Below are 10,579 nucleotides of genomic sequence, written 5' to 3'. Positions count from 1 at the left end.
AGGTGTCGTCCATGTCGGCGAACTCGAAGCCCTCCATCAGGGCGTTGTTTTCGTCCACCGGAGCGTCGCTATCGGTCTGCCATTCGAATTTTGGCTGAGTGGTTGAGGTTTTCCCGATCATCGACTGAAACGGGAAGTCCTGTGGGGAGATATTAGAGATCCATTCGGCGAATGATTCCTTCACGCCGTTTAGTTCATACGAGTTGAGGTTAGGCATGTCATGTCCTTGCCTGCGTACTACGCGCAATCCGTGCGCCTGTTTATGTTTTGTTTACTGCTTTAACGGTGTGCATGTTATGCACATAATTTTAGGAATCAGGTTTGGTATTTTTTTTGTTAGCACTAATTGTTAATTTTCGCCCTCAATCGCCCCCGCAATCACCTCGTAATCAACGGCGGTATCCGGGTCTTGCTCAGCAAGCACAGCCACCCGCACCAAAAGCCTCGCCAACTCAGAATCACGCTGCGCCCCACCAGCAACCCTCCACGCCAATTTAGCGAACTCCGGGTTTAACAGCGCACGTGCCGTCAGGTTAGACAGAATGAAGGGGGTGGCTGCAAGCACGTTGCCAGTCGCAACGGCACCCAGCCCCTGAAGCCCGCCCGCAACGGTCAGGTGATTAGCGGTATTGCTGTAGTTCGCGGCCTTGCCAAGGTCTTTAAGGCGGTCAGATATCACAGCAAGTGCGTCAATGTCTGCGCGATGGGACCCCGCCAGCAGGTCAGCAAGTCCGTTATCCTTCAGCTTTGTCCAGGTAGTTAAAAATGCAGCCGCGCTAAACTGCCGCCCCTCGTTACCCGCCTGCCCCGCAGATTCACGCCCAGCGCGATAAATCATTTCTGCCTTAATCCGCTTTTGAGCCTCTTCCGGCATCAAAGCCAGAAGTCCGCGCACGCGATCAGCATTGCTAATCATCAGCGCATCAGATGGCTTGCCAAAGATGCGAGCATAGAGCGTGTCACCGGATGCGCCATCCGCGAACATCCGCCCCATTGCGGATAGCTCATCCTGGAATGCTGACCATGCGCGATTAGCCTCCTGATACGCACCCAGCGCCCCAAACGGAGCCTTGTTCTGGCCCAGCGCCTGCAAGATATCCTCATCCAGCGCTTTTGCCAGTAGGCCCAACTCCCTGTCGTCAGTTGACTTTAGCCCCACTCCAGGGTCGTCCATCATGTTACGGATAGCGGCCTTTAGCTTGATAGCGCCAGCCAAATCCAGCCCCGGCTTTATGGATTCGCGCATCGCGGCGGACACCCGACGCCAGTCCGGGGATAGGATGATATCGGCGATGGTCGGATTTTTAATGGCGACGCTCTCAACGCTATTGAGCACATCCAGCGACTGAGCCACACGAATCGGAAACACACCCGCGCGATTAACAGCCTCAGAGAAGTACTTTTCACCATCCTTGCGACCAGCATTGATGAACGCCTGATATCCTGCACGGATTGCGTCGCCCAACTCCTCCGAACTCATGCCACCGCCGTCCTGCATGTTGGTGCGTAGTACGTCAGCAAACTCGTTGAGCGCCTTTTGGTTGGCTTCATTGAAGTTGCGAAACAAATAGCCGGAACCCAGCACATTCTCCAGATGCTTTTCCAGAAGCGCTGACGGCTTGCCGCGTGTCAGCATGGCGCGGGACGGGGTAAAATCCACGCCATCGGGAAGCACGGAGTTAATCTGCTGCACCGCATTCAGGGTTTGCCCCTCCTGATTACCGCGAAGCAAGGCCTTAACACCCCGCCCCACCTTCGGCATTAGGGCGTTCAGGGCAACACCGAGCGACACATCACCCGCCATCGTTCCCGCATCAAGTTGATTACCACTGGTTAGCTGCCCACCAGCGGACGCGATTGAGTTATCCGCAGCCCAGCCAGCCCAGCGCCCGAAACGCCCGCCGATGGAGGTTGCCAGCTTTGCGACTCTGGGGGCCATTACAGCCGACGAGCCAACACCCCCCACCATGGCAGAAGCCACATCCGCAGCCGTCTCGACATAGCCCGTTGCCCGCAAATCTTCCGGAATGACCTTTTCCAGCTTATAGACTGGCGTGTACGTCCCATCACCAATACCAACCAGATTGCCCACCCACGAGCCAGCGGAGAGAACACTATCAGCGATATTAGCTGGGGTATCAGCCAGCTTCGCTGCGGTAGCCAGCAGCCCCTTGCCCGCGCCAGACACCACCGTGTCAATGAGCCCATCAGCCTGATTAAAATACTCATCCAAAGCCCCCTCAATCTCCTGGTGCGTAGTCCCATCAGGAAATTCGAATTCCAGACCTCTCGCCTCGACCGTAATTGTCATTTCTCTTTCACCTTGTAAGTTACGCCGCCACTACTGGTGCGAGTCTCCCCGCCCTCCGCTGGCTTGCCCTGCGGTTCCGGCTGCTGGGCGTTAAGCACTGGCGCCACCGGCATATCGTACTGGTACAGGTCGGCTTCATTGTCTGCCGCATTGAGCCCACGAAGAATAGCGTCTCGAATCTGACCCAGCTCACTCATCAGTTGCTCAGGTGACGATTGCGGGTCGAGCTGCGCAATCAATCCCTGCACAACCTGCCCCTCCTTCTCTGAAAGGGCACCCATGCCCTTCATCCCCTGGATGCCGCGCATAAACTCCTGAGATTTCAGGTTGCCTATTAACCCGCGCACCTGCTGCGCGTCAATCATGTTCATCCACGCCGGGAGGTACCCAGCCACCGCGCCAGTGCCTTCAGAAACATCTAGGCTCAAAAGCTTGTCCACCTGCGCGAGGTTCGACACCAGCCCGTTACGCCCTGCTGAATACGCAAGATTTCCCTGCTTCCAGTCGTTTGACTGTTTGATACGGGCGGCGGTCGGAGCCTTGCCGGTTGCTGGGTCAATGCCCGACGCGATCGCCTGCGCCTGGTCTCGAAGCGACATACCACTTGCGGTGTCTGCGCGTTGCTGCTGTTTAAGCTGGCGGTCAATCATCTGTTGCTTTTGGTCAAACAGCGCTTTTCGCTGATTAAGCCCCTCACGGCGCAAACCCAAGTTCTCATTGCGGTAACGCTCGTTACGCGCGGCCTGCTCATCCCGGAATTGCTGGTTTTCGTTGTATCGACGCTGCCCCTCTTTGAAGTCCCGAACATCATCGAGGTTCTGCTCATTGAACTTGTCACGGGCAAGCATATCGTCACGCTCAGCGTCCAGCCCTTTCTGGTCGCCGGTCTCGTACCACTGGAGGATGGATTGAGCGGAGTAACCATCTTTTTGCAACTGCGGGACATGCTCAGCACGTTTACGCAGTGAGTAACCGCCGTCATGGATTGCGATCGCACCCCACAGGCCACCAGCGATTGCCGCACCTGCATCGCCCGTTGTCAGGCCAACCATCAGCGCGGTCATGAAGGAACCTATCCACATCTGTTTATCGATTTCCTCCACCGATGGCGGGTTAACCAATTGCGCTGATTTAGCGGCCTCTCGCCAGATATCGTCCTGCTCGTAAAATGACGGGATAACCGTTCCCTGCTGCGGGTTTAGCGCGTACGGGGAGATAGCTTGGGCGTTAGTTAACGCGTCCTGCGTTTGTGTTTGTTGGTCTAATTCCGTTTTCATCCTGCCGCCTTGTTATTTGTGGATGCCGATTCCAACGCCTCAGCGAACGTTACAGCCGTTTTTGCTGACCCGGTGGCCTTGCCTTCCTTCCGAGCCTCTTTAAACGTCTCCAGCGCGAACTGGTAAAGAATTTCCTTTGCACGCTGCGCGGTGATCTCCCCTGACGCCGCCTGCCGAATAACTTCAGTGATGTACGGGTCAGCGTTTTTGGCCTTCCAGGCGAAAGCTGGGTAGCTCTCGACCAGCCGCTCCGGTGACATTGAGCCTTGAAGGTTATGCAGTTGGGATTGCTGATAAACCGGCTTCGCCACCGGCACCCACGAAACGCTATTCGAATTCGGGTTGAACGTCGGCTTGTAACCCTCCTGCTGCGCCCATTGGAGCTTAACAGGGTCATTCATAACCTCTTCCGGCTTGGTGGCGCGGATTTGGGATGCGAGCTGGTCGTACTGTGCGAACATCTGCGCAAACTGGTCACGGAACTGACTCAAAATAAATTCCCCCACTGCTGGATACCGTCTAACGGGTTGTTGCTGGCGGCCTTACCAATCATTTTCGGGACTTCCATCGCCGACCCTGCACTACCCGACACCGGTTTTGCGCTGGCGGTAGCGGTGCTTCCCGGCGATCGCGCTCGTTTGCCGGTCATCTGCATGATTTGCGGTAGCGCCTGCTTAATCGGCGCAACCCACCAGCTATCGCCGTTTGTACCCTGCACTACCGGCTGACCTGCCGTGTCAACCATTCCTCCTACGGCCTGACTCACCACGGTGGCAATGTCGCCCTGAGTGGCGTCAAGCCCGTTGTCGATGACATCGACACCAAACGAGAAAATCGAATCCCATCCACTCATCAGAAGATACCCCGCGATGTGTCGGTGCTGCTCTCGGTGCTGCTCTCGGTCTTCAGCCCTGCACCCGGCATGGTCACAGCCATAAGAGCCGCCATGTCAATCCATTCCATGTTGTTGTTAATCATGCTGTTGCGGCGATCGTTGTTGAGAACCTCCTGGTTATACCACTGCTCAAACAGTCCTGCGTTGAACTGGTTTTTCGTCCCCTCTTTGACCATGCCAGCGCCTGCGCCAAAGATATCGCCACCAGCACCCAACAACACCTGATTGAGATCCATTGCAGACCCCATTGCATCAGTCGTCAGACCGATAACACTACTCAGGACGTCAGCCTGCATTGATGCGATCCCCTGCGTCATTGCGTTCGCGCCGGATGCCATAACCTGCGCCTGGGTCTGACTGGCTGAACTACTGCCAGATACGGCGGAGTTGCTCATGGTGCTCTGTGCGGTTGACCCGAAAGCTGCGCCCATGTCCGCATAAACACCGCTCTGAATCGCTGCGGCCTGGTTTTCCATTGCCGGTGTCATGGCCTCCCACATGCCGGAAACGCCCTGCTTAAACATGGTGTTCGCGCCACCGCTCAGCATGTTCTGCATCCAGGTAATCGAGTCTGACACCAGGCCCGCGCCGCCGGTCATGATTTGCTTGCCCAGCTCGATTGACGCACCGCTGCCGTATGCCTCCAGCGCTTTTTTCTGCGCTTCGGTCATGTCAGCAACCTGACTCTCCTCGTAGTCGATGGATGGGTTCGAGTCGATAAAGTCAATCATGATTGGGCTCAGGTACTCATACAGCCAGCTCTCATTAGTGCTGCTACTGCTGGAGTCATTCGAGCTGTTGAGTCGCGAACTCATTTTGCACCCCAGATGTTTTTAGAAATCCAGTCTGCATCGCCCATCTCGCCTTTCTTTTTCGTTTCCGGTGCAGCGGTCGTGGTTTTGGTGTGCGTACGCACCACTTTGCGTCCCTCTTTCTTCAGGCGCTGAGCTGCGGCTTCACGCTGGGCGCGGTACTCGAAGGCATCATGGAAAATCTCCATAAGCGCCGGGTTCGCCACGTCCGCGAACGAGTCAAACGACAGGCCCGCTGATATTGCCAGCCCCTGAGCGTTTTTCATCTTGTCCATGCTCCAGCCAGCGCGGGCGAGATTGGTTGCGACCTGGCTTAAGTTGTGGTGACGGGTGTTCTGCAATGCCTGTTGGCGCTGCTGCGCTACCTGGTTGCCTGCGGCAATGAGACTTGCCTTGCGCAGTTCGGCGGAGGTCAGCGCCTGGTGTGCCAGTTGGTATTGCTGAGCGTCCAGGCGCCCCGATTGCAGCTCGGTGGTCAGCTCCTTAATCTGGTTGTCACACTCAGTCACCGCCATAGCCTGGAACCGCGCCGCCTGGTCGCCAAAGCCCTTGATGTTCTGCACCAACGGGGCGATTGACTGATTGAAGCGCTCGAACGTGTCGGCGTGCTTCAGGGCGTTGTTTACTTGTTCCTCGTTGTACTCGGTCTCGCCGAGCTTCCAGAATGTTCCCGCAGTAATTGGCGCAGCCGGGTCGCCGTCGACGGGTGCAACGATGGTTGCATCGTCTGTGATTGTTGGTGATGTTTCTCCGCCCTCTTCGACGCTTTCGTCGACTGGCGCTCGCGTGGTGTCTTGCGGGAAAAACAGGGCTGAAGGGTTGAATCCGGTAACGCTGCGGGAGTCATTCGTGGTGTTTTCATTTGACATTTTTAGTCCTTTGGTTGGTTATCGCCGCATCCGTGCGGCATGGTCGAAAGAAAAATAACAGATTTAATCAGGAATCAGGCTTGCTGATTTTCAGCCGTCTGGTCATTGGTGTCGTTTGTCAACTCTTTAACGTCCTTCAGGGCTTCGCGATCCTGTTTGTTGGCCTCCATAATGAGCCGCAGCTTGTCGATATCCATTTCACCGGCAATTTGCTCAATCTCTGCCAGGGTCTTGGCGGCGTCGTTGAGGGTCTTCTGAATGTCTGCTGTTTCGCTCTGCACTTTGGTCTCCGCGAGCTTGGTTGTCGCGATCGCGTGGCGGAGCTGGCAGGCAGTCATGAGCGCTTTCAGTTTCTGCTGAAGCTCTGACGGTTTCGGCATTGCACTTGGTGGCGTGATGTAGCGGTCGACGTCCTCGGAGTAGGTCACGGCGCGGAGGTAGTCGGCGTAAATTGCGTATACGTTACTCTCCTGAAAGTTCGCCGGGAGCGTGCCGGTCGCCACTGCCGCGGTGTAGGCGTTGAGCACGTTGGCGGCGCTCTGAGCGCGGTCTCCAGCGGACTTCACATTAACCTTAAGGCCAATGTCATCACGCAGAATCTTGAACGGGATTTTGTCGCCGTCCAGTTCAAACACGTTGTTAATCTCCTGCTGAACCATCAGGAAAATACGGTACGCCGGTTTGATGAAGGTCTCCGCAAAGGCTTTCGCGATCGCGTTCTCGTTAACCTCCTCCTTGGCCTGGGTCAGTGCGATCGCGGTCCCTGACTGCTGGGTTTTCTCCATTGCCACGGACTGGTTCGCGCTCCCCTGCTTCACGCGCTCCACGTCCTGCGACAGCTCGTTACTCAGAATCTGCATAGCCTGCGGTACGTCTGCGGCGGCGATGCGGCGCACTGCGCCCGCCTCCCTGACGGGATAGACGCGGCCCGGCGCGGTGTGGTCGTTTAACGCCTCTACCGCTTTCTTGGTCATCATGCTTTCCACAACCTCAGTCTCAGGATATGCCGCAAAGTCTGCGGAGCGCTGAATCGCGCGGCGGGCGCGGGTTGTCCCGTCCTGAGTACTCTTGCAGAAGTCGAACAGGCTTTCACCATAGGCGGAGTTGGGAACCGGCGACATAGCGCCCCAGATTAACGGGCAGTACGCAACCTCCTCGTGGGTCAGGTACTCAGTGCCAGTGGTAACGACATACCACAGTTTTTCATCGTTGGTGTTGTAGCACCCTCGCCAGAAATGATGGAAAACGGTGATGAGGCTGTTAGGGCCGCCCGCCTCCATTGCGCCTGCGTGCTCGCCGCCCTGGGCGTTGAGGTTGCCAGTGACAAGCATACTCGTATCCATGCTGCGGCCTGCATTGGTATCCTGGAGCATGGCCTTATCCACAACCGTTTTGCGATAGCCGCGCTTGACAGCTTCAGCGTTGGTGATCTCCTCGCTGTAACCGCAATAAATCGCGTTCTCCGGTGAGGTGGCCTTGTCGTGCAGATAGAAGTCCTTGAACGGGATCAGATTGATGACCGGGAATTTTATTTCGCGGCGCCCACGCATGGTCCCGGACACAACAGGAACGCCGTCCACATCCTCGAAGGTCAGCTCTGACTCGACGTTATAGCCCGCTTTCTCCAATACTCGCTCGGCGATGATCGCCTGCTGCGCCGGTGCTTTGTCGAACGTCTGCGTGTCGGTCTCGTATACCTTACTGTCATAGCCAACCAGCGCGGCCTGATTCCCGGTGATGAGTACCTCTTTGAGCGCCAGATAAATCTTGGCATCCCAATCCACAACCGCCAGCGCGGAGGCGTGAATAGCCCTGGTCACGGCGGTAGCCAGCTTGTTTTCACTGAATGCGTCAGACTGAAACGCAACCGGCGATTTCTGGTCATCGGTGAAGATAGCCACCAGAGACGGATGTAGCGTCTCGTACGCCTCCCACATCACCTTACGAGCAGCGATGTCGCCCGGCTGCATCACTTCGGGCAGTTCCCCGCGATAGTAACCCCAGGCCTCGGCGTAACGTTTCTGTAGCGCCGTCTGGCGCAGCACAGCGTTATCCTTGTGGCGCAGCACCTCAGTTAACAGGTCTTTCTGGTTCAATGGCTAAATCCTCCGATTCCTAGTGATAACTCAAATGCGTTGCTGTATTCGTCCTGGGCCACAGCCGCCCGCCTTGCCTGTTGCATGGTCTCGCCGTCATCACGGACGCGTATGCCGCCAATGCGGAGCGCATCCATGTAGTGGTTATCTTTGTCGATTGGTACTGTCTTTTGCCCCTTCTTAATCCACTGATAGCCCCGCCGCTCGCGGAGCGTCTCGGTGCAGGTGGTGAATATCTTCAGCATGCCGGTGCGGAACATTTCGCTAACGATCCCCAGCGAACCATGAAGGCTGCGACGGTTCGTCTCCAGCGGTGCAAGGTCCGGCGGTATCTCAAAGAGCCGGTGATGCACATTGGCCCCCAGCTTGCTCATGATCTCCACGCGGGGGATGTTGCTTCCGGTATGTGCGTCCGGCTGGCTGTTCGCGCCATCGTGCGGAGCCTTGACGACAATCGACGGGAGACTAACCGGCATACCCTGAAACTCCGCGTTGTCGGTCAGTCGGGGCCAGTTGTCCGGCTCCTTGCCGGTGATTTTCGCTGCCAGGTAGTGCGGTAGGTGCGCATTGGCGTAGGTCGCTTTATCCATGTCCGAACCCCACTCAGCAAACACGTAGTGGACGCCGGTTTCAGGGTTGCGGGCGATGTACAGGATGATTGACGGGTCTTTAAGCCCCGACACGCCAAAGTCCAGCGCCGCCAGCACCTGCCAGTGGTCAGGAATCTCGAACGGTGCGCACGTGATATCGTCGTCAGCAAACGGGTAGATAGCCCCCACGCCTGCGACCGGTATCCCCTTTGAGCGCATTTCCCTTTCGTGGTACGGAATGACAGCCAGAATGCGCTCTTTGACCTCCGGCGTTATGTGTCCGGCGTCGTCCCAGGTAGCGCTCTGAAAGTGGATGTGTGGGCTGTTATCCTCCTTGCACTGCCGCCATAGCTCAGTTGCGCCTTTTTCTGGCGTTGCAGTAATGGCAACAATACCGCCGGTGTTAATAGTTCGGGCAGCAAAGATGGACGCCAGCTCCAGCTCATTGTCTGGCTGCTCGTCAAGCCAAATATATAAAACTTTCTGGCCGTGGAGAGTGGTTGTGTCCTGAGTGGACGCATAGAAATACAGTTCAACATAGCCACCGTCCTTGTGCCGGATGGATACCGATTTAACAATCTCCCCGTCGCGCAACAGGGTGCTCATCTTGATGCACTCGCGGGGTATCAGGCCACTGCCAATCTCTGCGGCCTTCTTCGCGTTATCCGTTCCCAAAAGGTAGTTTTGTAATACCTTGCGGGTTGATTCCAGGCTGACACCCATCGCCCACATAACCTCCTTCTGCGTCACGCTGAAGCGTCGACCATCCCACCAGTCGGGATAAAGCCCGGTTGCGTGATAGGCCAGTTCCGCAGCGCCGCCGAACGTCTTACCTATCTGGTTCGCAGCGGACAGATAGCGCAGTGTTGAATGACTGGAGCTGTAGAACCATCGGCGCTGGTATTCGTACGGACGGAAGTTATCCAGCTTGAAATACTTGTTGAACTTGCGGGCCATTTCAATGACATGTGCGTGTTTTCGCATTGCATCGATACCGGCTTCACAAATCGCCATAGCCAGACGACGAACCTCGTTGCGGTGTGCGAGCGTCGTCATTGAATACCCTCCTTCGCGTACTGCTGGCGGAGTTTTTCCAGCTCATCATCAGACAATGAGTCCTCGACGATCTTCTCAATCTCCTCCGCCGCGATGCTGAGCGGAGCGGTAGCGATGCGGTGCCAGGTTGCCGTCAGGCTGGCAAATGCGGAGTCTTTAGTCTCCGGGTCCTCAAGTCGGGCCTGAAGCAGCGCCAGGAGGCGGGACCGGTTGGACGCGATGAGTCCGAGGTTGTGGCGCATGTTCATCGCCGACAGTGCGCGGGCCTGCTGTAGCTGTAGTTCCTCCAGTTCCTTCCAGTGCTGCGCCTTAATGCGGTTTTGCTTCTTGGCGATAATTCCGGCGGCACGCATCAGCTTTATAGCGTCAGCATATGAGAGTTTTTGCCCAGACTCAGCCCAGGCTTGCGGGTCATCCTTGATTTGTTTCGATGTGTCCAGTGCCATATGTTAACGAGTTGGTTTATTTTTTTCTGGCGGTGCGGCGGGTGGATGCAAGCGTGGCGGCGCAGATGGGAGGAGCGGAGATAGGGGTATAGTTCCCCCCACCCCCAAAACCAATAGAGTACAGGCAGCTTGCGCTGACGGTGATCGCTATCGGCTCCGGCCTGAGTGGCTGCTCATCCAAAACATGCGCTCATTTACGGCTAACCCTACCGTCTCCAGGCATAGCG

General features: G+C 56.5%; 10 protein-coding genes. All 10 read right to left on the bottom strand.

Annotated elements, in window-relative coordinates; genetic code table 11:
• On the bottom strand, window positions 1-217 hold a 217-nt coding region (locus tag JO226_RS07050; RefSeq protein WP_293545133.1), incomplete at its 3' end, for a DUF5309 family protein.
• Window positions 218-349: 132 nt separating this feature from the next.
• A complete protein-coding gene (locus tag JO226_RS07045; protein WP_293545130.1) occupies window positions 350-2,311 on the bottom strand; it encodes a hypothetical protein in 1,962 nt (653 codons plus the stop codon).
• The gene (locus tag JO226_RS07040; RefSeq protein ID WP_293545127.1) at window positions 2,308-3,588 is read right to left on the bottom strand and encodes a hypothetical protein; all 1,281 of its coding nucleotides are present in this window, start codon (window positions 3,586-3,588) and stop codon (window positions 2,308-2,310) included. Before JO226_RS07040 ends, JO226_RS07045 begins: the two co-directional genes overlap by 4 nt.
• Window positions 3,585-4,079 carry a hypothetical protein gene (locus tag JO226_RS07035; RefSeq protein ID WP_293545125.1) on the bottom strand — a complete coding sequence of 165 codons (495 nt, stop codon included), beginning with the start codon at window positions 4,077-4,079 and terminating at the stop codon, window positions 3,585-3,587. The genes JO226_RS07040 and JO226_RS07035 overlap by 4 nt, the downstream gene beginning before the upstream one ends.
• Entirely contained in the window at window positions 4,076-4,441 is a 366-nt protein-coding gene (locus JO226_RS07030; protein ID WP_293545122.1) for a hypothetical protein, read from the bottom strand. Before JO226_RS07030 ends, JO226_RS07035 begins: the two co-directional genes overlap by 4 nt.
• Window positions 4,441-5,298, bottom strand: coding sequence for a hypothetical protein (locus JO226_RS07025; protein ID WP_293545120.1), 858 nt, complete (start codon window positions 5,296-5,298; stop codon window positions 4,441-4,443). The genes JO226_RS07030 and JO226_RS07025 overlap by 1 nt, the downstream gene beginning before the upstream one ends.
• The gene (locus JO226_RS07020) at window positions 5,295-6,164 is read right to left on the bottom strand and encodes a hypothetical protein (protein ID WP_293545117.1); all 870 of its coding nucleotides are present in this window, start codon (window positions 6,162-6,164) and stop codon (window positions 5,295-5,297) included. The genes JO226_RS07025 and JO226_RS07020 overlap by 4 nt, the downstream gene beginning before the upstream one ends.
• Window positions 6,165-6,238: 74 nt before the next feature.
• Window positions 6,239-8,260, bottom strand: a complete 2,022-nt coding sequence (locus JO226_RS07015; protein ID WP_293545115.1) for a hypothetical protein — start codon at window positions 8,258-8,260, stop codon at window positions 6,239-6,241.
• Window positions 8,257-9,906: a terminase family protein gene (locus JO226_RS07010; protein WP_293545112.1), complete on the bottom strand. Its 1,650-nt coding sequence runs from the start codon at window positions 9,904-9,906 to the stop codon at window positions 8,257-8,259. Before JO226_RS07010 ends, JO226_RS07015 begins: the two co-directional genes overlap by 4 nt.
• Complete coding sequence (locus JO226_RS07005; RefSeq protein WP_293545109.1) at window positions 9,903-10,352, bottom strand: hypothetical protein; 450 nt, start codon at window positions 10,350-10,352, stop codon at window positions 9,903-9,905. The genes JO226_RS07010 and JO226_RS07005 overlap by 4 nt, the downstream gene beginning before the upstream one ends.
• Between the last annotated feature and the right edge of the window lie 227 nt (window positions 10,353-10,579).

Origin of the sequence: Pluralibacter sp., from assembly GCF_019237635.1 — a bacterium.
Taxonomy (GTDB): Bacteria; Pseudomonadota; Gammaproteobacteria; order Enterobacterales; family Enterobacteriaceae; genus Enterobacter_B.
The sequence above is the reverse complement of the archived record's forward strand: the minus strand, read 5'-3'. Positions and strand labels throughout refer to the sequence as shown.